20 protein-coding genes are annotated in these 22,946 nt (G+C 44.0%); 10 read left to right on the forward strand and 10 right to left on the reverse strand.

Features of this window, described 5'->3' with window-relative positions:
- Both R7O13_RS13730 and R7O13_RS13735 read left to right on the forward strand, forming a co-directional pair.
- Positions 1–1,716, forward strand: coding sequence for an EAL domain-containing protein (locus R7O13_RS13730; RefSeq protein WP_031778938.1), 1,716 nt, complete (start codon positions 1–3; stop codon positions 1,714–1,716).
- 94 nt (positions 1,717–1,810) lie between these two features.
- On the forward strand, positions 1,811–2,278 hold the full coding sequence (locus tag R7O13_RS13735; RefSeq protein ID WP_318304062.1) for a GNAT family N-acetyltransferase: 468 nt from the start codon (positions 1,811–1,813) through the stop codon (positions 2,276–2,278).
- A gap of 89 nt (positions 2,279–2,367) precedes the next feature.
- Here the strand turns inward: R7O13_RS13735 and queD are convergent, their stop codons facing one another.
- Positions 2,368–2,730, reverse strand: coding sequence for a 6-carboxytetrahydropterin synthase QueD (gene queD, locus R7O13_RS13740; RefSeq protein ID WP_005376896.1), 363 nt, complete (start codon positions 2,728–2,730; stop codon positions 2,368–2,370).
- Between the two features lie 293 nt (positions 2,731–3,023).
- Between queD and R7O13_RS13745 the strand changes: the two genes are divergently transcribed.
- Together R7O13_RS13745 and asnS are read left to right on the forward strand one after the other, a co-directional pair.
- Positions 3,024–4,649: a methyl-accepting chemotaxis protein gene (locus R7O13_RS13745; RefSeq protein WP_318304063.1), complete on the forward strand. Its 1,626-nt coding sequence runs from the start codon at positions 3,024–3,026 to the stop codon at positions 4,647–4,649.
- Between the two features lie 189 nt (positions 4,650–4,838).
- The gene (gene asnS / locus R7O13_RS13750; RefSeq protein ID WP_017636101.1) at positions 4,839–6,239 is read left to right on the forward strand and encodes an asparagine--tRNA ligase; all 1,401 of its coding nucleotides are present in this window, start codon (positions 4,839–4,841) and stop codon (positions 6,237–6,239) included.
- A 90-nt stretch (positions 6,240–6,329) separates the two neighbouring features.
- Here the strand turns inward: asnS and R7O13_RS13755 are convergent, their stop codons facing one another.
- Both R7O13_RS13755 and R7O13_RS13760 read right to left on the reverse strand, forming a co-directional pair.
- Positions 6,330–6,554, reverse strand: a complete 225-nt coding sequence (locus R7O13_RS13755) for a hypothetical protein (RefSeq protein WP_017636102.1) — start codon at positions 6,552–6,554, stop codon at positions 6,330–6,332.
- A 98-nt stretch (positions 6,555–6,652) separates the two neighbouring features.
- Entirely contained in the window at positions 6,653–8,044 is a 1,392-nt protein-coding gene (locus R7O13_RS13760; protein ID WP_262597377.1) for a PLP-dependent aminotransferase family protein, read from the reverse strand.
- Between the two features lie 258 nt (positions 8,045–8,302).
- Between R7O13_RS13760 and R7O13_RS13765 the strand changes: the two genes are divergently transcribed.
- From R7O13_RS13765 to R7O13_RS13775, 3 genes are all read left to right on the forward strand, one after another.
- Positions 8,303–8,533 (forward strand): hypothetical protein, encoded by a 231-nt coding sequence (locus R7O13_RS13765; RefSeq protein ID WP_017636104.1) that lies wholly within the window; start codon positions 8,303–8,305, stop codon positions 8,531–8,533.
- A gap of 245 nt (positions 8,534–8,778) precedes the next feature.
- Entirely contained in the window at positions 8,779–9,078 is a 300-nt protein-coding gene (locus R7O13_RS13770; RefSeq protein WP_005376885.1) for a hypothetical protein, read from the forward strand.
- Between the two features lie 332 nt (positions 9,079–9,410).
- Positions 9,411–10,601, forward strand: coding sequence for an amino acid aminotransferase (locus R7O13_RS13775; protein ID WP_017636105.1), 1,191 nt, complete (start codon positions 9,411–9,413; stop codon positions 10,599–10,601).
- A gap of 89 nt (positions 10,602–10,690) precedes the next feature.
- Here R7O13_RS13775 and R7O13_RS13780 read toward each other — a convergent pair whose 3' ends face one another.
- Complete coding sequence (locus tag R7O13_RS13780; protein WP_025767291.1) at positions 10,691–11,332, reverse strand: outer membrane beta-barrel protein; 642 nt, start codon at positions 11,330–11,332, stop codon at positions 10,691–10,693.
- Positions 11,333–11,646: 314 nt separating this feature from the next.
- Here R7O13_RS13780 and R7O13_RS13785 point away from each other — a divergent pair, with 314 nt between their 5' ends.
- Positions 11,647–13,536: a DUF294 nucleotidyltransferase-like domain-containing protein gene (locus R7O13_RS13785; protein ID WP_033905640.1), complete on the forward strand. Its 1,890-nt coding sequence runs from the start codon at positions 11,647–11,649 to the stop codon at positions 13,534–13,536.
- Between the two features lie 8 nt (positions 13,537–13,544).
- A complete protein-coding gene (locus tag R7O13_RS13790) occupies positions 13,545–14,264 on the forward strand; it encodes a 3'-5' exonuclease (RefSeq protein ID WP_005376881.1) in 720 nt (239 codons plus the stop codon).
- Between the two features lie 72 nt (positions 14,265–14,336).
- On the opposite strand, the gene R7O13_RS13795 is transcribed toward R7O13_RS13790, so the two are convergent.
- Positions 14,337–16,220, reverse strand: a complete 1,884-nt coding sequence (locus tag R7O13_RS13795) for a methyl-accepting chemotaxis protein (RefSeq protein ID WP_005376880.1) — start codon at positions 16,218–16,220, stop codon at positions 14,337–14,339.
- Between the two features lie 231 nt (positions 16,221–16,451).
- Positions 16,452–18,023: a BCCT family transporter gene (locus R7O13_RS13800; RefSeq protein WP_005376879.1), complete on the reverse strand. Its 1,572-nt coding sequence runs from the start codon at positions 18,021–18,023 to the stop codon at positions 16,452–16,454.
- Positions 18,024–18,410: 387 nt separating this feature from the next.
- Between R7O13_RS13800 and R7O13_RS13805 the strand changes: the two genes are divergently transcribed.
- The gene (locus R7O13_RS13805; protein ID WP_005376877.1) at positions 18,411–18,887 is read left to right on the forward strand and encodes a MarR family winged helix-turn-helix transcriptional regulator; all 477 of its coding nucleotides are present in this window, start codon (positions 18,411–18,413) and stop codon (positions 18,885–18,887) included.
- 40 nt (positions 18,888–18,927) lie between these two features.
- On the opposite strand, the gene R7O13_RS13810 is transcribed toward R7O13_RS13805, so the two are convergent.
- The 4 genes from R7O13_RS13810 to R7O13_RS13825 all read right to left on the reverse strand — a co-directional run bounded on the left by R7O13_RS13810 (position 18,928) and on the right by R7O13_RS13825 (position 22,904).
- Positions 18,928–19,566: a response regulator transcription factor gene (locus R7O13_RS13810; protein ID WP_318304067.1), complete on the reverse strand. Its 639-nt coding sequence runs from the start codon at positions 19,564–19,566 to the stop codon at positions 18,928–18,930.
- Positions 19,559–20,914, reverse strand: a complete 1,356-nt coding sequence (locus tag R7O13_RS13815; RefSeq protein ID WP_005376873.1) for a cache domain-containing protein — start codon at positions 20,912–20,914, stop codon at positions 19,559–19,561. Before R7O13_RS13815 ends, R7O13_RS13810 begins: the two co-directional genes overlap by 8 nt.
- A gap of 151 nt (positions 20,915–21,065) precedes the next feature.
- Entirely contained in the window at positions 21,066–22,352 is a 1,287-nt protein-coding gene (locus R7O13_RS13820; protein ID WP_005376871.1) for a TRAP transporter large permease, read from the reverse strand.
- A 12-nt stretch (positions 22,353–22,364) separates the two neighbouring features.
- Positions 22,365–22,904 carry a TRAP transporter small permease subunit gene (locus tag R7O13_RS13825; RefSeq protein WP_053306570.1) on the reverse strand — a complete coding sequence of 180 codons (540 nt, stop codon included), beginning with the start codon at positions 22,902–22,904 and terminating at the stop codon, positions 22,365–22,367.
- Between the last annotated feature and the right edge of the window lie 42 nt (positions 22,905–22,946).

Genomic DNA, 22,946 nt, shown 5'->3' on the forward strand with positions numbered 1-22,946 from the left:
ATGATTAGGTTTGAAATTGGAAACCAAATCTGCGTTTGCTTGTCCGAAAACGAAATATCTCTAGAGCTCAATCAGTCACTCCACCACTCCATTCCTGTCAACCCAAATGAGTACGCCATTCTGTCAACTATCGCCACATACGGCAGTTTAAATACGCCGATTAGTCAGCGGTTAATAGAAAGCAAAATCACTCAACAATACAAAATGACACTGCCTGAAAATGGCTTTAAAAACGCGGTGGCCGCTCTAAGAAAGAAATTTCGCAAGCTCACGGAAGAACACTTAACCACTAACAAAAACATTATCGAAAACATTCACCGGACCGGATACTTCATCCCTTTTACTATGCAAAACAACCATCAGAATGGCATCGAACATCAACAGAAGATCAATCAATACACAACCAATAGTCTTCGAAAAGCACTTCGTATTTGCCTGCGTAATAAAAAGATCTATTCAGAAGCGATGTGGGTTGTGTTGATCACTGCGATCATTTTCTTTGCTATCTGTTACTACGCGATAAACAGCATCGTTAAACATAATTATCTGGATAACGCCTTCGAAATTGCAGAGAGCCTTTCCCGCAGGAGTTGCTTTGCTAATGAAAGCGAACTGAAGTCGCTATTTGATAATGTGAAGTTGGTGGAATCGAGCATGATGCTAGATCGTTTCAATATTCGATGCTTAGTCACTCCAGAAACCGTTGTCCCTGTCAGCAAAAAAGCCTTTGAAGAGTGGAGTAACAATAACAATTACACGACCCAATCATTTGACTTAAATAACGCAACTGTTTTGGTTCGTGTTAAAAACATTAACTTATCCGACAATGTTGAAAATCATATTTCACGTTTTTTTCTTTCCGGTATGAAGCTATCAACGAATACCGGAACGTCGTTAGAGATTGGTAACACCAATGAACGCTTTTTCAATTATCACGTAAAGAATAGTGGCTATAAAGAGGTGTATTACATCTCTGGACCGTTTCAAAGTATCATTCTACTGAGCTTACTTTTTCTCATTATACTGCGTCACCGCTCCCTACAAGCCTTTATGGCTTACTTGTGCGCAATTCGACAATTCAAAATAAAACTGGAGCCGATTTATAACACTTCGGCACAAAAGATTGTGCACTACGAAGCCCTCTCCCGGTTTAAGGTAAAAAATACGCAACGGTTTATTGAAACACTGATCCGCAATGGATTGCTGCTAACTCATACCTTACTGGTGATTGATTCCATCTACACCAAACAAAAAGCGTTGCCCATCCCTATCAGCATTAACGTTTGTCCTTCTTTGCTGCGAGGGCGTAACTTTTCAATCCTATATAGAGAGCTATCTAATCGGGATTGCCGTTTGCTGACAATCGAAATCACAGAAAATGCATCGATGTACTATACCTCTGAGATTTATGGCAATGTCGCGAAACTAAAAGCTCTGGATTGTAAAATCAGTATTGATGACTTTGGCACCGGCAATAATAATGTGGCGCTTATCAGCAAGCTGAATCCGGACTACCTCAAAATCGATCGAGAATTTGTTATTGGCCTAAAATCTGATGATAAAAAGATAGAAACCTTGCGTCAGTTAATTGCTATGGGCAATACGTATCGCTGCACGGTCATTGTTGAAGGCGTAGAAACGGCAGACAGTGCTCACTTACTCACAACATTGGGCGCCTATATTCACCAAGGTTATTATTACCCTCTTCATTGCTAGCTTTTCTTCACTCGGTTAGTTACTTAAAATAGGTTTAATACTCTATAAAAACTCGTGGTGGCATAAAGGTATGCCGCCAATTTGTGATTGAGCGATGATTGCGATTAAACCCACCAAACTGAAAGGTTTTTCAAGTTTGATGCAATTGGATGTGCAAGAAGAGCAAAAAGGATTTTTTACGCCGTTTGAAATGGCTTATCAAAAACGTAGTAAGTCAGAGGCGTTCTTTACGATTTATTCTGATGACCTATTAGTAGGCTATCTTGTTATCGATAAAGGTTTCTCCCAACATGCGCCGTTTGCTAAACGATACGAACTGGAGCTTAAATACTTGATGATTGATCAACGTTTTCAACGTCAAAGGGTTGGGAGTGAGGCATTGCGTAAACTGTTCCTTTATGCGTATACCATTAACCCTAAAAGCACCTCTCTTTGCGCCACTGTCCCACAAAGTCAGCAATACGCTATCAGTTTTTTTGATGCGTGCGGATTCATTAATACAGAGGAAACAACATTGGGTGATAATGAAAAAGAATGGATTCTACGACATCCATTAAGCTAGCTGGTGAAGCATAATCAAAACTGGGGCATTCAGATACAACAAAGGCAAGCTTCTCGCTTGCCTTTGTTTAATGCTCAATAGAAAGTGACTTATTCGCCTTTGTAAATACAACCCGCTGTGCACGTTTCTTTGATTTCGACTTTACTTAGCAGTGGTAAGCTTGGCTTAAGCTGCTGCCAAATCCATTTTGCTAACACTTCGCTAGTCGGGTTCTCTAACCCTTCAATGTCGTTTAGGTAGTAATGGTCTAAGCGATTGTAAATTGGTTTAAATGCAGCTTTGATCTCTGCAAAATCCACTACCCAACCTGTATGTGGATCAACTTCACCTTCTACATAAAGACGAACAAGGAAAGAGTGTCCGTGCAAACGACCACACTTGTGACCTTCTGGTACGTGTGGCAAATGGTGTGCTGCTTCGAACATAAACTCTTTGTATAATTCTGTTTTCATCTTGATTCTCAGGCTTTAAAAAGACAGGCAATACTAAGGAATTCGCTGCCAAGAGACAAGCGTTACCCCATACAAGCGTAGCAAAAACTTCCGCTGGTTCCTGGCCTCTTTGCTATCACTCACACCAAAGCGCCGTATTTCTGTCACGCGCCAAACATTTGATTACACAGCACTCACATCACAATTACATATCCCCAACATGTGTGGGGTCACAATCATTCATTTCGTTGTTCGCAGTGCGCATTTGTGCACATTAATATTGTGCAGTTCGTTCCAATTACACTTATAAATTTATGCGCTCAACTATCACTTTTAAGCTCTTACTGGCGTTAATTGCTGTCTTCAGCTGCGTTCTAGCTGCCTCTACGGCTTACCAATACCATCAACAAAAAACCTTAATCAATGATGTTCTTAGTGAACAACTCCATGATAAGGCTAGTAATTATTTCGATAGCCTAAATATGATGATGCTTACGGGCACCATGTCGCAAAAAGAAACCTTACGTCAAAAGGCCCTGGCCCAAGAAGGCATTGAAGCAGTTCGCGTGTTGCGAGCTGATACTGTGACCAAACTTTACGGACCTGGGCAACAAAACCAGCAGCCTGTCGATGATATTGATCAACGAGCGTTGAATGGTGAACTGGTGATTGAACCAATCTCAGCCGATTGGGGCAAAGGGTTAGTAGTCGCACTACCAATGAAATCGAGCGAAAATTACCGTGGCACCAACTGCGTTTCTTGCCACGTTGCACCAGCAGGAGAAGTGTTGGGCGCGATTCGCTTGGAATACAACATGAATCATGTCAATTCAATGATCAGTAAACAGGCAATGTTTGCGATGGGAATAATGGCCGTAATCGCATTTGTGGGCTTCATCATAACGATGAGTTTGATTCAGAAAATCATTGTACGACCAATTCAAAGAACGTCGAAATTCATGTCGAATGTGAGCCATAGCAAAGATCTATCTCAACGACTTATGCATCACCAACAGGATGAAGTGGGCCAACTTTCTACTGCAATCAATTCATTCATGGATACGGTCTCCGAAAGCTTAGAACGTGTGCAAGACACCTCTCACTCACTTGCCGACTCCGCGAGCAAACTAACTGCTGTCGCGCAGTCCACAGATAAAGCGGCCAATAACCAACAGCTAGAGACCAACGAAGTACAAAGTAATATCACCGATATGTTGCAGCAACAAACTGCGGTTGAGGACTCGACTAACAACGCTACTGTTTTGGTCAATCACACCGTTGATGTCGCCACTCATAGTGCAAGCCAAGCACACAATGTAAGTGAAGACATCAAACAACTAGTGAGTAACATTGATACTGTACGGGAAAAAATCAGCTCTCTAAACCAAAGAACCGAAGAAGTGTCGTCCATTCTTGTGGTTATTAAGGGTATTGCAGAACAAACCAATCTGCTCGCGTTGAATGCTGCTATTGAAGCCGCCCGTGCCGGAGAGCAAGGACGCGGTTTTGCGGTCGTCGCGGAAGAAGTGCGTAACCTGGCTTCTAGGACGGCTGAAGCCACTGGTAATATTGAACATATCATTTCTCAATTCCAGCAAGGAAGTGAAGAGTCATTAACTTCTGTTGATACCGTCTGCCAGTTTGCTCATCAACGCTCTGTCGATGTCGAGGCACTATCAGCCACAATGCATAACGTTGTTGACGAGATGCGCCAAGTTCTCAAACATGCAGAAGATATCCAAAACCAGACGCAAACCACATCTGATGTAAGTCAGCATATTCAATCTAAAATAGATGTGATTACACTGCATGCTAACAACACATCGCAATCAGCATCGCACACGCGTGATATTAGTGTTGATTTAGAGCATCTATCCGAACGTTTAGAGCAATTACTAAACCAATTCACACTTTCAGAGCACAAAAGAGTGAATAAATAGAGAGATTCTCCCCATCAAAACGAATATAAAGGTTGATGCGAGCGAATTGACAGGTAATATGTCTCGTTGAATCTGTAAAATGCTACCCAACTCAGCGCTTAGCTTGTTTTTTGAACAAAAATGTTATCAGACAAGTACTTTAAGTAAGCGTTGAGTTGAATTTTTACCTCAATGGAGAATATTGAAAACATGACTTACGCGCCTGTATCAGACGTATTGAAAGGTCAGCTAGCAGTAGACAGCGAAGTGACTGTTCGTGGCTGGATCCGTTCACGTCGTGATTCCAAAGCTGGAATCTCTTTCCTTGCCATATATGACGGCTCTTGTTTCGACCCGATTCAGGCCGTGGTCCCAAATAATCTTAATAATTACGAAGACGAAGTATTAAAGCTAACGACTGGCTGCTCTGTTGAAGTAACTGGTAAGATTGTTGAATCTCCTGCAAAGGGTCAAGACTTCGAACTTGCTGCCACTGACGTTAAAGTGGTTGGTTGGGTTGAAGATGCTGAAACTTACCCAATGGCAAAAACTCGTCACTCTATCGAGTACCTACGTGAAGTTGCGCACCTACGTCCGCGCACAAACGTAATCGGTGCAGTAGCACGTGTACGTAACTGCCTATCTCAAGCAATCCACCGCTTCTACCACGAGCAAGGTTACTTCTGGGTATCTGCGCCGTTGATCACGGCTTCAGATGCTGAAGGCGCTGGTGAAATGTTCCGTGTATCTACGCTAGACATGGAAAACCTTCCTCGCACTGACGCTGGTAAAGTGGACTACAACGAAGACTTCTTCGGTAAAGAGACGTTCCTAACCGTATCTGGTCAGCTAAACGCAGAAGCTTACGCTTGTGCGCTAAGCAAAGTTTACACTTTCGGCCCTACTTTCCGTGCTGAAAACTCAAACACAAGCCGCCACCTAGCAGAATTCTGGATGGTTGAGCCTGAAGTTGCGTTCGCAGAACTGGATGATGTAGCGAAACTGGCTGAAGACATGCTCAAGTACGTGTTTAAAGCAGTGCTTGCAGAGTGTCGCGATGACCTTGAGTTCTTCGCTCAACGCATCGACAAAGAAGCAATCACTCGTCTAGAGCAGTTCGTTTCTTCTGACTTCGCGCAAGTTGACTACACTGACGCAATCCAGATCCTTCTTGATTCAGGTCGTGAGTTCGAATTCCCAGTTGAATGGGGTATCGATATGTCTTCTGAGCACGAGCGTTTCCTTGCTGAAGAACACTTCAAAGCACCTGTAATCGTTAAGAACTACCCGAAAGACATTAAAGCATTCTACATGCGTGCTAACGATGACGGTAAAACAGTTGCAGCGATGGACGTTCTAGCACCGGGCATCGGCGAAATCATCGGTGGTTCTCAGCGTGAAGAGCGCCTAGACATTCTAGATGCACGTATGCGTGAAGTGGGTATCGATCCTGAACATATGAGCTGGTACCGCGACCTACGTAAATACGGTACAGTGCCACACGCAGGCTTCGGTCTAGGCTTCGAGCGCCTAGTATCTTACGTAACTGGTATGGGCAACGTTCGTGACGTGATCCCATTCCCACGTACCCCTCGCTCTGCGAACTTCTAATCACTTTTTAGTGATATCGAATTAAAAAGACCTCCCATGTGGAGGTCTTTTATTTGTACGAATGATTTTCTAGCAACCAGTGTATGCACTCTAGTTGTTATTTTCGTCGTCATCCTCATCTGCTCGCGCTGCGTATTTTACTCCAACCACACACAAGCCAAACATCACAAATGGGATAACGGCAGCAGTGTATTCCGTCCAAACCATATGAGAAAAAGATTTCGCCAATATCAAGTGTGCAAACACCAACAAAAATGCGCTAAAAATAGCAACACCCATCAACCTAAGTTCATGCTTTACCAACTGCTTTTTCATTACGGCTCCTAACCTAAATGGTTGTCTGCCCATGATTGAAACACAGCTTCGGTATCGTCCACTGATACAGTTTGAGCAAAAAACAGGTAAACAGTTGGCTAATGAAGTAATTCTCCGACCGTCTTCACGGCTTGTTCTAATTCATCATTTACAGGTAACGATGTATTAAGCCTCAGGTAGCTCTCATAATTTGGAGCGACAGAAAACAACTGACCAAATGCTACAGTGATGTTCGCTTCCAATAACTTTTGATAAATCGCTTTTCCGCACTTTGTTTTCGGCAGTTCTATCCAAAGAAAATAGCCGCCTTCCGGTTGCGTGTAACGAATCGATTGGGGAAAGTACTTATCAACCAGTTCAATAAACGCCAATTGCCGCTGCTCAAGATTCTTTCGCAGTTTTCTAAGATGGCTATCATAACTATCGTTTTGCAAGTAATGCGCGATACCCTGCTGGATTGGTGCACTGCCTGACAACGTCGAGATAAGTTGCAGCTTTTGAAGTTGCTCATTGAAGCGTTTGTTTACCACCCAGCCCAGCCTATAGCCAGGGCAAAGGCTTTTTGAAAATGATCCACAATGCAACACGCGCTCTTGTGTATCAAAAGCTTTAAGTGAGCTTGGCTTTTTTTCAGAAAAATAAAGCTCTGAATACACATCATCTTCGATCAAGTACACATCGTATTTGTCAGCCAGTTCGACGATACGTTGCTTCTGCCCGTCACTTAATAAGGTTCCTGTTGGATTGTGAAAGTTAGTCATTAACCAACATGCGCGAACATCATTGCCGGCAAAAGTCGCTTCAATTTGATCCACTGAATGTCCAGTTAACGGATCCACCGTTATTTCTATCGCCTTTAGACCTAAACGTTCAATCGCTTGAAGTGCGCCATAAAACGTCGGTGATTCAACTACAACAGTATCTCCAGGCTGGGTCACGGCCTGAAGGCTCAAATTCAACGCTTCTAATGCGCCAGAAGTAACGACAATATCATCATGGGTAAACACCATACCTTGTTGGATGTACCGTTGAGCAATCAAACGGCGTAGAGACTCACAGCCCGGCGGCAAGTTATCCAATAACGTCTCTGCCCCCATCTTCCTGCCTGAGCTGGCTAGGTTGCGGTTTAGCGCTTCTAATGGGAACAATGCAGGGTCTGGAAACGCGGAGCCAAACTTCACCGCATTCGGTGAGGCCTGATTTTTGAGGTAGTCGTAAAGTTCATCGTTGATGCTGGAGCGATAAACGGAAGTGGCTGGAGAACTCGGTTCGAAGCGGTCCAACTCCGCAGTAACAAAGTATCCAGACTGAGGTTTCGCTGCGACCCAACCTTGTGCTTCGAGCAGCTGATAAGCTTGTAATACCGTACCTGCGCTGACAGAATGGTTTCGGCTTGTTACACGCACTGATGGCAGCTTTTCCCCTGCTCTCCAAGTATTTTGCTGAATCTGCGTTTTGAACAGCTCAGCCAGTTGACGGTATCGGTTCATGTTTCCCTCATTTCACTTACAGCCGCACCATAGCATACTTCGCGCCAGCATTCTGATATGGGAGTATTCAATTTAGCAACGTAATTTATCAATCTTATAATAGATATTTCAGCCACGAAGTGAGCGTTTATATCCCATACTTTGACCGTTACACACATATTGCCTCACATCTTTGCAATACCTAAAAGCCAAGGTTTTACGTTGGACTGAGTGCGTTAAACTCACTTCGAACTACTGTCTTTAAATCAGGAGGAAGCGATGAAAGTTTTTACAATGGACGATCTCTCGTATCGCGGAAAACATAAAGGTGTACATAGTTGGGACCATCCTGGCAGTACCACCCCTTATTATTGGCATCCTGATTGGCTGCATATCGCTGAAGATGCTTTGGGTGAACACAAAAAGGCTGACCTTGAAGTCCCTGATGGAGAAACAGCGACAGAAGAGCATGCAAAAGCGGCGATTCTCAAACACTTGAATGACGAGTAGTTTAGGCTCTATTACCGTTTAAGAATAGCATTAGGTAGGCGAATCCATCGTTGTATGCTTTAAACACAAATAAAGCTAAAACCTACCAAATAGTAAATTCTTCTGAATGAGAAGTACGCATCTTCTATAGCGTTCAAAGGGCAAAATAAGTCGATTGTTATCACATTAATTTTCATTACATCTGTTACATTTAAACAGTAATGGTGATGCACACCTCAACTCATGGATTATGAGAGAAAACAATAATGGCGAAATACAACGAAGAAGATATTAAATACAAAGGTGAATCCAACGGCGTACATTCTTGGAGCTCTCCTTCCGGCCAACCTTATTACTGGCACCCAGATTGGCTACACGTTGCGGAAGATGCGACGGGTACGCATCCGAAGCAAAAACTTGAAGTTGAAAAGACAGAAGTACCAACCGAAAAGCACGCATTAAAAGCGATCTTAAAGCATATGAACGACTGGGCGACTGAAAAACTTTCTTCTAACCCTGACATCGAAACCAATGCGGTTGAGTCGGAAATCAATCTGAAGAAATAACCCCAACCGATATCCATACTTCTAACAGTAAACGCTCCACCTTTGGTGGGGCGTTTTTGTCTCAACAAATCCTCACTAGACAACTATAAACGCGTTAACGCAAAGCACTGAATTGAAGCGATTGGGATGTGTGCAAAACTTCTCCAACCATGGCATAAATGCCCTTCAAACTCTGTGCCTACCAAACGTTTTCATGGCAAAAGCTTTAGTTATGTTAGAATTCTGTTTCAAATCGCAACTTTTTTAGGTTTTCTTTTCAGTAACGGTTGTAACCAATATTGCTGAAAGGTATAAATGTTAGCACACCCCTTCGATTAACATGGATGAAGATTATGTTTGAAAAAGTAGTTGCCGCTCCGGCTGACCCTATTCTTGGCCTTACTGAAGAGTTTAAAAAAGATGCTCGCGCAGACAAAATTAACCTTGGCGTAGGTATTTACAAAAACGAGCAAGGCGAAACTCCCGTTCTTGCGACAGTAAAGAAAGCTGAAGCAGCACTTGTTGAAACTGAAAAAACCAAATCTTACCTAACCATCGAAGGCACAGCAGAGTACGGCATTGCAGTGCAAAAACTGCTTTTCGGCTCTGATGCAGAAATTGTAAACGAAAAACGCGCTAAAACAGCTCAAGCTCCGGGTGGTACTGGTGCACTACGTGTTGCCGGCGAGTTTATTAAACGTCAACTAGGCGATGTAAAGATCTGGATCAGCAACCCAACATGGGCGAACCACAACGGCGTATTTACTGCTGCTGGTATCGAAACGGCACAATACAGCTACTACAATGCTGAAACAAAAGACAAAGACTTCGATGCGATGCTAAATGATCTGCAATCTGCATCTGAAGGCGACATCGTGCTTCTACACGGCTGCTGTCACAACCCTACAGGGATCGATCCTACGGCTGAAGAATGGGAAACATTGGCGAAACTTGTCGCAGAGAAGAAATTGCTTCCTCTGTTCGACTTCGCCTACCAAGGCTTTGCTAAAGGTGTGGAAGAAGATGCTGCAGGTCTTCGTACTTTTGCTAAATACAACAAAGAAATCCTAGTCGCGAGCTCTTTCTCGAAAAACTTTGGCCTATACAATGAACGCGTAGGTGCCTTCACGTTAGTAGCTGAGTCAGAAGAAGTCGCAACAACCGCATTTTCTCAAGTTAAAGCCATTATTCGCTCTATCTACTCTAACCCACCTGCACACGGCAGCGCTGTCGTGACTCACATTCTTGGCAACGCCGAAATGCGTGCGGAATGGGAAGCTGAAGTAGCAGAAATGCGTGACCGTATTCAAGAAATGCGTGAACTGTTTGTAGCGACACTAAAAGCAGAGGGTGTGGACGCAGACTTTAGTTTCATCGAACGTCAAAATGGTATGTTCTCTTTCTCTGGTCTTTCTAAAGAGCAAGTTAACCGCCTTAAAGAAGAGTTCGGTATTTACATTGTCGGTTCTGGCCGAATCAGTGTTGCTGGTATGACGAAGTCAAATATGGGCCCTCTGTGTAAAGGCATTGCAGCGGTTTTATAATCGACTGTCGCATACTTTATTAAAAGGAAAGGTCAGCATAAGCTGACCTTTTTTGTTTTAACTTAACGCCAAAAACGAACCCGTCCGATCTAGTAGACAAACTTCAAACTCAGCCCAACTTCATTGACGTAATCTGAGCTTTCACCGCTGTAATCAGTATCTCTAAACTGATAAAAAAGACCAGTGCCGATGACTTTATGCCATTGGTAGTTAAAACCGATCTTAAAATTGTTCTCATCAACTATATCACTACGATTCAACTCCACTTCAGCTGTCGCAATAAGCTTTTCACTGAGCAAGTAATTCACCCCAACAGTTACAGCTTGAATCAATTCGCTATCGGAAGACAACGTATTATCCGTTTTGTCGTCCGTCGCTTTCGCTTTGATTGCGCCTATTCCATATATCCCGTAGATATCGAATTGCTCTGTAACTCCATAACGGTAACCACCACCAAACAAAAGGCGGTCAATGCGAAGAGTAAAATCATCCGGATGGAAAAACTGCGCTGAGTAATCAACATTAAACAACCAGTTCTCAGTAAACAAATAGTTACCACCGAGTCCAACTGTGGTCGCATTAGAGTTATCTAACCATTCTTCGTTTGTCGTTCCGGCACCAACATCCAAATGAATGTGTTCGTACCCAAATTTTTCTGCTTGGTCCATGACCGCTGCGCTTGATATCGCCGGCAAAGCAGCTAAAGAAACAAGCAATAAATTTCTCACCATTCGACTTCCTTTCATGAGAATTATCTAAACACTGTATTCCATCGCCTGAGCTACTTGGCTCAAGAAGAATAGCTTAATCTCAAGACGTGATAACGATCTGAAACAGCAAAAGATCTAATCAGTCATCACGAAGAAAACATATCGACGACGTCTTTTTCAATTGAGGTGACCATATAGTAGTAAAAATGAAGCTCCCTTATCGTGCGATATGTCAGAATCTTATGACTGAGCACGAAAATCGCGGTTCAGATAAGACTCTGTTTTAAAACTAAGTTAAGATTACTTTATTATTTGCGAACTAAAAGGCGCCTTTGATGGATGCAGAACTTCTCGAGATTTACAACTTTCTCGCCAAGTATCCCCCGTTCAATGAACTCCCTGAAGAAACACTAAACAAGGTGACAGAGAGTGTCGAAATCTCGTACTACCGAGAAGATACCCCCATCATCCATTTTGGAGACTATATCCAAGATTTATACGTGGTGCGAAGCGGTGTTGTTGAAGTTTATCGACGCAAAGGTGAGCTGTATAATCGCCTTGACGAAGGTGACCTATTTGGCCAGATGGGCATGCTCACCAATAACAAAGTCCGCTTTCCGGTAAAAGCCATTGAGGATACCCTGCTCTACTGTATTCCTGGTGACATTTTCCAAGAAATTTACGATAACTTTGATTCCTTTGCGGATTTTGTTGAAGTTGAAAATAGCGCTCGTTTACGCCAAGCCATTTCAGAAAACAAAGACGCCAATGACCTGACGACGTCGAAAGTGAAAACCTTGCTGACTGGCGATGCTCATACGATTGATCGTGGTCAGACAATCCAGCAAGCCGCGCAGCAAATGGCGAATGACAACGTATCGGCTTTACTTATCGTCGACCCAGATTTCGTTCGTGACGAAGACGATCCACAGTCCCCAGTACTTGGTATCATTACTGACCGTGACTTGTGTACCCGTGTGTTAGCTGAAGGTTTGTCCCCACAGGACGATGTGTCCAGTGTGATGACCACGGAGGTCATGTCTCTTGACCACAACGCTTACATCTATGAAGCAATGTTAACGATGCTGCGTTACAACGTACATCACCTACCAGTGGTAAAAAACCAATTACCAATCGGTATTATCGAAACAACCGACATTGTTCGTTATGAATCTCAGAATTCGTTGTTGTTGGTGAGTAGTATTTTCCAACAACAGACTATCGAAGATTTAGCCGTTGTTGCCGAAGAAGTGAAAAGCAGCTTCGTGCGTCTGGTCAATGAAGATGCCAACTCTCACATGGTGGGTAGCGCGATGTCGGTCATTGGCCGAAGCTTCAAACAGCGTCTGCTAGAAATGGCAGAAGAAGAGCTTGGCCCACCGCCAATTCCTTATTGTTTCCTTGCACTTGGCTCAATGGGACGAGATGAGCAACTGTTGGTGACTGACCAAGATAACGCCATCATTCTAGATGAGACCTATCAAGAAGAGAAACATGGTAAATACTTCGAAGCCCTAGCAAAATACGTCAGCGATGGGTTAGATGCCTGTGGCTACAAATATTGCACAGGCGATATTATGGCAACCAACCCACTATGGCGCATGACTCGTTCAGAGTGGGAAGAGTGTTTTGCTGACTGGATTGATAACCCGAACCCGAAAGCACTACTCAACGCCTCCATCTTTTTCGACTTGGATGGCGTCTATGGCCGCTTAAAATGGGCAGAACAGTTAACTAGCTTTATTGTTCGTCGCGCTCGAAAGAACAACCGCTTCTTAGCGTGTTTGGCTCGTAACGCACTAAACAGAACACCACCTCTGGGCTTCTTTAAAGACTTCGTGATGGAAAAAGATGGCAGACACAACAACTCCATCAACCTCAAACGTCGCGGTACTGCTCCTCTGGTCGACTTAATTCGCGTTCACTCTCTGGCGGTTGGTTCACGTGCACAGAACTCGTTTGAGCGTCTTGACGACATTATTGATGCTGGCATTTTGCCAAAAGGTCGAGCACAAGACTTAAAAGACGCGTTAGAATTTATTTCCATGGTACGTATTCGTCACCAAGCGACGGATGTGGAACTAGGCATTGAGCCTGATAACAATATCGAACCGGAAAACCTCTCTGAGTTTGAACGTCGCAACCTAAAGGATGCATTCCAGATCCTAAGCAATGGTCAAAATTTCCTTAAGTTCCGCTACCAAGCGAACAAGAGCTTTAAGTGAGGTTTAGCATGATTAAAAAGCTCTTTCAGAAGCCAACCATTCAGTGGCCAACGAAGTTTGAACAAAAGCTGGAGATGGCGAAAGATGAGAATTTAATTGCGTTTTATAGCAACAAGCCGCCTGCTCCAGAAACACCGTTATCTGAGGTAGAGTTCGTGGCGTTAGATTTCGAAACGACGGGTTTGAATCCTGAAAAACATGACATCATTACTATTGGTTTGGTGCCGTTTAACCTGAAGCGAATTTTCCTACGTAACTCGCGTCATTGGAAGGTACGTCCACAGCGTGCACTCGATGAAGATTCAGTCATTATACACGGTATTACTCACAGCGAATTGATCGATGCGCCTGACTTAGGCGATATCTTAAGCGAGCTGCTACCATGCTTAAGCGGGAAAATCATTGTTGTTCATTACCGTCGTATCGAGAGAGAGTTTCTGGATAAAGCGCTCAAAAGCCGTTTAGGGGAAGGTATCGAGTTTCCTGTTTTAGATACGCTGCACCTTGAAGAAACGATTCAACAGAAACGTTCAGGCTCTCTCTGGGAGCGTTTAAAAGGGAAAAAACCAGAATCGGTTCGGCTAGCGCAATCTCGACGCCGTTATGGGCTGCCAGACTATACGCCTCACCATGCATTAACCGATGCAATTGCTACCGCAGAGCTACTGCAAGCGCAAATCGCCCATCATTACAGTGAAGAGCAACCCATCAGTGAGTTCTGGCTGTAATATACTTCACGCTTAATAGCGATCAAAAAAGGAGCCAGATGGCTCCTTTTTTTTGCTTAGCTTGAGACAAGATTACAGCTTAAAGCGTTGAATCTCTTGTTCAAGTTCGTGTGATAGCTCAGACAGGTGAGCAGCTTGTTCTGCTGCTTGATGAGCTTCGACTGACAACTCGTTAGACACGTCACGAATACCTTCAGTGTTACGAGTGATCTCAGTGGTTACCGATGCTTGCTCTTCTGCTGCTGAAGCAATCTGCGTTGCCATATCACTGATACGCTCAACAGCAGTGTGGATTTGCGTCAAGCTCGCTGCAGCCGCATTGGCATCATCAACACTGGTATCAGCTAGACGACGACTGTCACCCATAATACCGACCGCTTTGGCTGTTGTGCCTTGTAGCATCTCGATAGTTTCTTGAATCTCTTGCGTTGAAGCATGAGTACGTTGGCTCAATACGCGGACTTCATCTGCAACCACAGCAAAACCACGGCCTTGCTCACCTGCACGTGCCGCTTCGATCGCCGCGTTAAGTGCAAGTAGGTTCGTTTGCTCTGCAATGCCTTGAATCGTTGATAGAATCGTATTGATGCTATTTCCGTGTGCTTCTAGCTCTTGAATCACATCAGTAGCAACTTGAACTTCTTGCGCTAAGTTCTGAATAGAGCCTTGCGTTTGAGTTACTTGGCTTGAACCGTGTGAACAAGCTTGAACCGCTTCTTCTGAGTTACTTGCCGTACTATCAGCATTACCTGCAATTTCTTGTGTCGCTGCTGCCATTTCGTTCACAGCCGTCGCCACCATGTTGATTTCATCTTGCTGGTAAGAGATACGCTGACTACGCTCCTCAGCTTGCTGTGCTGTCGTGCGTGCTTGCTCTGAAAGCGCAGAAGATACGTGGCTAAGCTTAGTAACCATTGTGTGCATGTTGCCAACAAAACGGTTGAAGTTTTCCGCCAGTTTACCTACTTCATCATCACTGCGTGGTTCTAGGCGTTGCGTTAAGTCACCTTCGCCAGATGCAATTTCTTCCAGTGCATTTGATACGCGGTTCAAGTCACGGAACAAGAAACCAACTAGCCAAGAAACTGCAAGAATAACTACAATCGTGATCGCCACAGCAGTAAACAATAGATCTCGTAGTAATACCGCATGACCAGCTTCTTCTGTTGCGCGATCCATTTCAATCGCAAACATCCAATGCGTACCAGGAACTTTATTGAAGTAGTAAAGCTTCTCTTTTCCTTTGATTACCGTATCTTCGATACGACCTTCATCGGCGGCGCGCTCAATTGCCTCTTCTGAAAAATCTTTTAGAACACTGGTGATAGGCTTAAGCGTCAAGCTTTTATCTGGATGCGCTAAGAAGGTGCCTTCATTCATGTCGATTAGCATCGCATGCGCGTTTTCACCTGCATCTAAGTTAATCACATCGCTGATAAGCTGATCGATCAGTACGTCCGCACCAACAACACCAACAAACTGACCATTTTTCATTACTGGCTCAGCAATGGTCACAAGTAGTGCATTCGTGATTGCGTCTTGATATGCGGCGGTGATGATTTGCTTACCCGCTGCATCAGCATCCTTGTACCAAGGACGTGTGCGAGGGTCGTAATCAGCACGGTTACGCTCCGGATGAGAGCGGTACATATCACCGTTTGGTGTACCAAGGAAGATGTCATCGAAGCCACCAGCCTTGCGAGCTTGTTGTAGGAAAGGAACAACGTCTTGCTCGGTCGAGTAATCATTGAACGCAGTGGCAATATCTTTACGGATATTGACCCAATCAGAAATTCCCTCTGACGCAGTAGTACTAAGACTTTGCGCACGTGAATAGACACCTGAACGAGTCTGATCAAATAATTGACCAGCCGACAACCAAGTAAGTGCTGTTGCCATCACAACAACAGCAGAAAGGCTTGCGCCTATAAGCTTTTGTTTTAATGATAATTTCATATTTATAGTTTTTTGAGTTGGGAGAACAGTTAAGGTGCATGAATATTACACACTTTTTTACGACTATTCACTAATTTTTAAAAAACAAAATAGCACATTAACTCTTTGTAAAATATGAACTTTCATGTGTCATTTTTTTGTCTCAAGCGTCATAAAAACCGCACAAAAAAAGCCAGCAAATTGCTGGCCTTTTGATTAATTGTTAGTCAGACGGTTTTATAAAATGCCGAATTACTGACGCTCAGTTCGCATACCCATCAATAAGCTCACACACATTGCAAGCAGAATGAAGGTAAATGGCAGTGCTGTAGAAATGGCACCGGCCTGAAGAGCTTGAACCGCCTCGGAGCCACCAATCCATAGCAGAGCAACAGCAATTGCACCTTCCATGAATGCCCAGAAGACACGTTGAAGTACAGGTGCATCGACTTTACCACCTGCCGTGATACTGTCGATAACAAGTGAACCAGAGTCAGAAGACGTAATGAAGAACACAAGTACCAGCACAACAGCGATGATAGAAAGCATGCTACCAAATGGAAGAACATCAAACATTTGGAACATAGCAAGTGATACGTCAGTCAAGCCATTTGTGCCCAGCTCACCTACTTTATCAACAACTTGCTCGATCGCCAGGCCACCAAATACAGACATCCAAACAACGGTAACCGCAGTTGGAACCAGTAGAACTGCTGTGATGAACTCGCGAACGGTACGACCACGAGAAACACGCGCGATGAACATGCCTACGAATGGCGACCATGAAATCCACCAAGCCCAGTAGAACACTGTCCAGCCTTGGAACCAAGCTTCGTCCGTACGACCAAACGGGTTACTTAGTGGGATGATATTCTCTACGTATGCCATAAGTGTGGTTGGAATCGAACCTAGGCTCGCCGCCCAACCGATAAGACCAACAAGGAGAAGTAGCAAGAACGCCACAACCATGTTGATGTTACTAATGACTTTAACACCACCATCGATGCCGCGTACGACTGAAACAACAGCAAGTAAAGTCACCACGGTAATAACGACGATTTGCAGACCTAGGCCTGGCTCAACACCAAATACGTGATGAATACCACTTGCTGCTTGCTGCGCACCTAGACCTAGGGATGTAGCAAGACCAAATAAAGTCGCAAGCACAGCCAGAATGTCCACAATGTGGCCAGCCCAACCCCATGCACGATCACCCAGAAGTGGGTAGAAGATCGAACGCATAGATAGCGGTAAACCTTTGTTGTAGGCAAAGAATGCTAAAGAAAGTGCTACAACACCGTAAATTGCCCATGGGTGAAGGCCCCAGTGGAACATCGTTGCACCCAGTGCCAATCTCGCGGCTTCTGGTGTATTTGCCTCAACACCAAGTGGCGTTTCATACCAACCGGTGAAGTAAGCGACAGGTTCTGCAACACTCCAGAACATTAAACCGATACCCATACCAGCTGCAAATAGCATTGCAAGCCATGACATAAACGAGTAATCGGCAACAGCGTCTTTACCACCTAGTCGGATCTTACCCATTGGTGAGACGATAAGCGCCAAACAGAAAATAACGAAAATGTTACCTGCAATAATGAACAACCAATCGAATGAACCAATAATTTTCCACTTCAGCCCATCAAGTGCCGTCTTTGCGGTATGTGCATCTAGAACTAATGCAGCGACAAGAAACAGCGCAATTAAACCTGCACTAATACCAAAAACTGGGTTATGAACATCAAAACCCCATTTTTGAACGTTGTCCTGACCTACCGTATAGTCGGTACTATCGATACTGTACTTATCTATACCCTTTGTCATCGTTCCTCTCTATTTTTGTAGTGTTTTTACGTACCAAACAAAAAAATCTTTCGAACACGATACGTTTTGCATTCCGTGAAGGCGCAAGATCCTATCATTTGACACGTTTTTGTCTATCTTTTTGCTATTAAAAAATCCAATAACTTACTTTTCACTGTGTAATTACGGCCTTTGATAGAACAAATCACTACTACAATAGTTAGACCACAAACATTTATTGCTATAATAATTTTAGCTCTTCTTATTTTGTCGAAAAGGCGCGACAAAATGGTATTGAGGACACGGCGTAAAATTGTAGAGGTAATTTTTGATTTCCCCCCTTTAAATAAAGGCGCATTTAAGTTAGTGTCGCCTCGATAAATGTTCCCTACAGACTGGATGAATAAATTGGAAAAGTACGAAGAAGTATTGGTCTCGATTCGTCAGATCATCCGCGCTATTGATTTACATTCTAAAAAGCTGAGCAAAGAGTCTGGATTGACTGCTCCACAGTTGATTTTGATGCGCGCTATCAATGACTTAGATAACGTGACGATTAAACAGTTGTCTAGCCACACTAACATGAGCCAAGCGACCGCAACGACCATTCTAGATAGACTAGAACGAGGCCAGTTTGTTGAGCGTCAGCGCAGTGTTCAAGACAAGCGTAAAGTGCATGCTGTACTTACGAGCAAGGGCCAAGAAGCCTTAAAACAAGCACCAACGCCGCTGCAAGAGCACTTCATTAATCGATTCCAAAAATTGGAAGAATGGGAGCAATCCCTTCTACTATCTTCCGTTCAACGCATCTCGACGATGATGAATGCAGAGGACATCGATGTTGCTCCAATGCTAGAGCTTGGTAGCATTACCAAAGCCGATTAGTTTCGCTCCCACGTGCTCGCTTTTTGCGGGCACTACTCTCCTACTCAGTCAACCCAGTTTCAAACGCATATTTTGCTAACTCTGCCGTCGAATGTAAGTCCAACTTGTGCTTAATGTTATGGCGATGCGTCTCTACCGTTCGATAACTAATATTGAGTAAAGTGGCGATTTTCTTGCTGCTGTTTCCTTGAGCAACCAATTTAAGTACCGCTTCTTCCCTGCGGCTGAGAGGATTCGTTTTTTGCGTGGCAGGCACCACTTCTTGGGTAAAGAGCGTTTGTGTGACGGATTCACAGAAATACGTCGAGCCTTGGTTCACCGTTTTTATTGCTTGCACCATTTTCTCGGCCGAGATTTCCTTGAGCATATATCCTACCGCACCAGCTTGCATGACCTTCATGATGTATTCGCGATTATCGTGCATGGTCAACATAAGTATTTTGCTCTCTGGAAGCGCTTCTTTAATCACACCAGTCGCTTCAATACCGTTCATTATTGGCATGCTGATATCCATCAATATGACATCCGGTTGCAAGTGCTTTGCGACCTCTATCGCTTCCAAGCCATTACTTGCTGTGCCCACCACTTCGATGTCAGGCTCTAACTCCAAACGAGCCATGAAGCCATCCAATACCACTTGATGATCATCGACAATCACTACACTAATCGGTTTATCCATAAACTATTTCATCCAAATTAAGCAGCACAGTAATCTCTGTTCCCAAGCCAAGCTCACTCATTAGCTCAAATTCACCACCGATGAACTCTACACGCTCTTGCATGTTCCTTAACCCAATCCCTTGTTGGTGCACTGCATGGTTAACCACAAATCCAACGCCATCATCACGTATGAGTAATTGCAGCATATTGCCCATTTTTTGCAAAGTAACCGTTACTTTTTTCGCTCGCGCATGTTTTTCAATGTTATTCAAAGACTCCTGAGCGACACGATATAGCGTCGTTGCGACTTCCGAAGTCAGTTTATGCTGCTGAGTATCGAAATTGCTCTCGATATCAATCCCGGAATGGGAATGAAAGTCCTGTAGCAAGGTCGTCAGTGCTGCTTCTAAACCGATATCATCGAGGGCGCTTGGACGGAGCTGATGAGAAATATGCCGCACCTCATTTATCGCGGTGACGAGCGATCGTTGTGATTTATCTAAGTGGGATTTGAGTTTTTCGTCTTCCAGTCTATGACTCATTAAGTCTAAATGACATTTACTGGAGACTAACAACTGATTGATTCCATCATGCAGTTCTCGCGCTAAATGCTTTTTCTCATCTTCTTGGAACATCACGGTTTTATGTGCCAATTCTTTCAGGTTCTTATCAGCGAGGCGATGCTCATGCAGATTGATCGCCAGAGTGAGAACAATGATTACAGCAACGGTCACCGCTAAGATCACGACGACTGAGAAAAATGTCGTTTCGATATTTTTGTTCACTGCTGCGCGCATATTGGCGACTTCTCGGCTGACATCCTCAATATACAGCCCAGTCCCTATCATCCACTCCCACTTATCGAGCCATGCAGCGTAACTAAGCTTAGGGACGACTTCACCCGTAGATGGCTTTTGCCACAGGTACTGATGAAATCCACCACCTGATTGCGCTTGATACAATAAAGCTTCGATTAAGCGATCGCCATTTTCGTCTTCAAGATAGAGTAAGTTTTCCCCGACAAGCTCCGGAAGAACTGGGTGTACAAGGTTGGTACCATATTTATCATAAGCAAAAAAATAGCCGTCCGACCCATAACTCAAACGATTTAAAATCGCTTTCACACGCGTTTTGGCAACACTCTCTTCTAAAGTCGGATCGTTGTAGATGTAAGAAATGGAGTCAAAAGCGACGTCGACCGTATCTTTCAGCGCCGCTTCTTTTGATTGGATCAGGTTTTGATGAAAGATCTCCACCTCCCTTTTGCCAAGGGTCTTGGTTTGATAGATAGAGATCCAGCTGATACTCGCTGACACCAATACCACGGGTATCAGTGTCAGCAGAATTAACTTTGCTTTGAGAGGCATCCCTTCCCTCCATGAAACGCTGCCTTTACAGCTTACTATCTTAGCAGTACAAACGAGTCGATTGTGTCTGCATAGACATAATTAACAGCTTAACAACTTGTCTCAAAAGGTAAAAACTCTCAGTTCACAAAATCTCTTTCTTATCGAGTGATTAACTCATACCGTAAAAACCTGGGAAAAACAGCAAAGACGCCAACACAACAATCTGAATCGCGATGAATGGCATCACACCTTTGTAGATATCTCGCGTAGTAACCCCTGCTGGCGCGACACCTTTTAGATAGAACAAACTAAAGCCAAATGGCGGTGTGAGGAACGACGTCTGCAAGTTCATCGCAATAAGAATCGCAAACCACGTCATATTAATGCCCATCAATTCAGCGACTGGCGCAATAATTGGCACGATGATAAAACAGATTTCAACGAAGTCGATAAAGAAACCTAAAATCAGAATCACCACCATGGTAATAATAAGGAATCCCCACTTTTCACCCGGCAGTTCTAACATCCACTCTTCAACTAAATAATCACCACCAGTGTAGGTAAATGCCATTGAGAAGGCGGTCGCACCAAGTAAGATCGCAAAGACCATTGCGGTTACTTTAACTGTCTCTTTTGATGCATCATAAATCATCGACCAACTAAACTGCTTATACAATAGCGATAAAATAATCGCACCTGCACCACCCAGTGCCGCTGACTCTGTTGGTGTTGCAATCCCTGCAAAGATGGAGCCCAATACCACGATGATCAATGCTAAAGGTGGCAATACAGCTTTCAGTGCGGTGAGCACTTCTTGCTTACGACTGATCGACTCATCGCGCTCTATCGCCTGTGCGGCTTGAGGGTTCAACTTCGCGTAGATGAGAATGTAGATCACATAGGCGCCAACAAGTGTAATACCGGGCCAGATCGCAGCTTGAAATAGGTCCCCTACCGGTACGCCAAGTACATCACCCAACAAGATCAACACGATAGAAGGTGGGATAATTTGGCCCAACGTGCCAGACGCACAAATAGTCCCACACGCTAAACCTTTGTCGTAATTGTACTTGAGCATCACAGGAAGAGATATTAAGCCCATCGCAACAACTGATGCGCCTACCACACCCGTTGAAGCTGCAAGCAATGCGCCAACTAACACGGTAGAAATAGCGATACCACCGCGAACGCCACCGAACAAACGCCCCATTGATTCTAGTAGCTGTTCAGCAAGCTTCGTTTTCTGTAGCACTAGCCCCATAAAAACGAACAGCGGTACGGCCATTAGCACCGTATTTTCCATAATGGACTGAATTCGATATGGCATAAAAGCAAACATCTCGATGCCTTCAGCCCAAACACCAAAAATCAGCGCGATACCACCAAAAGTAAAGGCAACGGGAAATCCCAATAGAAGCGCAAAGAGCGCAACAAAAAACATCACTATACCGATCATAATGACTTCCTTTTACGACTTACCGTTATTACCGGCATAGATGAGATGAGGGTTGACAATTTTGTTGATTGAATGAAGTAACAATCCAATACCACTCACCGCCATAAAGAAAAATGACAGCGGAATCATCGCTTTGATAATCCAACGATATGGTAAGCCACCTGGGTCACCAGACGTCTCGCCTAACGCGTAGCTTTCCTTAGCGAAATCAACACCAAACCAAGCCACCAGTAGGCAAAAAGGGAATAAGAAAAATAGTGTGCCTATGATGTCGATGATGGATTGTGCTTTGTAAGATAAGCGTTCATAAAAAATGTCGACGCGAACATGGCCACCGGACTTAATTGCGTAAGGCACACCAAGCAAGAACACGGCAGAGAATAGATGCCATTCCATTTCTTGGAATGCGATAGACACATCATTAAACACGTAACGCATGACAACGTCGTACACAACGTTTGCTAACAACAAAATAAACAGGATGCTGGATAACCATCCGAGAAAATCGCTAAAGCGGTTAAATAATCGCTCAATATAAATAAGACTTCTCATTCCGAACTCCGTGGAACGTTTAGATGCGCTCCGCTATGGTGC

Source organism: Vibrio sp. Y176 (assembly GCF_033438945.1).

Bases quoted from the DNA above. Each gene is read 5' to 3' on its own strand.
- R7O13_RS13815 (WP_005376873.1), bottom strand. From the start codon at position 20,914: ATGCCTCTCAAAGCAAAGTTAATTCTGCTGACACTGATACCCGTGGTA.
- R7O13_RS13820 (WP_005376871.1), bottom strand. From the start codon at position 22,352: ATGATCGGTATAGTGATGTTTTTTGTTGCGCTCTTTGCGCTTCTATTG.
- R7O13_RS13785 (WP_033905640.1), top strand. From the start codon at position 11,647: ATGGATGCAGAACTTCTCGAGATTTACAACTTTCTCGCCAAGTATCCC.
- R7O13_RS13775 (WP_017636105.1), top strand. From the start codon at position 9,411: ATGTTTGAAAAAGTAGTTGCCGCTCCGGCTGACCCTATTCTTGGCCTT.
- R7O13_RS13795 (WP_005376880.1), bottom strand. From the start codon at position 16,220: ATGAAATTATCATTAAAACAAAAGCTTATAGGCGCAAGCCTTTCTGCT.
- R7O13_RS13770 (WP_005376885.1), top strand. From the start codon at position 8,779: ATGGCGAAATACAACGAAGAAGATATTAAATACAAAGGTGAATCCAAC.
- R7O13_RS13810 (WP_318304067.1), bottom strand. From the start codon at position 19,566: ATGGATAAACCGATTAGTGTAGTGATTGTCGATGATCATCAAGTGGTA.
- R7O13_RS13765 (WP_017636104.1), top strand. From the start codon at position 8,303: ATGAAAGTTTTTACAATGGACGATCTCTCGTATCGCGGAAAACATAAA.
- queD (WP_005376896.1), bottom strand. From the start codon at position 2,730: ATGAAAACAGAATTATACAAAGAGTTTATGTTCGAAGCAGCACACCAT.
- R7O13_RS13825 (WP_053306570.1), bottom strand. From the start codon at position 22,904: ATGAGAAGTCTTATTTATATTGAGCGATTATTTAACCGCTTTAGCGAT.
- R7O13_RS13735 (WP_318304062.1), top strand. From the start codon at position 1,811: ATGATTGCGATTAAACCCACCAAACTGAAAGGTTTTTCAAGTTTGATG.
- R7O13_RS13745 (WP_318304063.1), top strand. From the start codon at position 3,024: ATGCGCTCAACTATCACTTTTAAGCTCTTACTGGCGTTAATTGCTGTC.
- R7O13_RS13760 (WP_262597377.1), bottom strand. From the start codon at position 8,044: ATGAACCGATACCGTCAACTGGCTGAGCTGTTCAAAACGCAGATTCAG.
- asnS (WP_017636101.1), top strand. From the start codon at position 4,839: ATGACTTACGCGCCTGTATCAGACGTATTGAAAGGTCAGCTAGCAGTA.
- R7O13_RS13755 (WP_017636102.1), bottom strand. From the start codon at position 6,554: ATGAAAAAGCAGTTGGTAAAGCATGAACTTAGGTTGATGGGTGTTGCT.
- R7O13_RS13780 (WP_025767291.1), bottom strand. From the start codon at position 11,332: ATGGTGAGAAATTTATTGCTTGTTTCTTTAGCTGCTTTGCCGGCGATA.
- R7O13_RS13800 (WP_005376879.1), bottom strand. From the start codon at position 18,023: ATGACAAAGGGTATAGATAAGTACAGTATCGATAGTACCGACTATACG.
- R7O13_RS13790 (WP_005376881.1), top strand. From the start codon at position 13,545: ATGATTAAAAAGCTCTTTCAGAAGCCAACCATTCAGTGGCCAACGAAG.
- R7O13_RS13730 (WP_031778938.1), top strand. From the start codon at position 1: ATGATTAGGTTTGAAATTGGAAACCAAATCTGCGTTTGCTTGTCCGAA.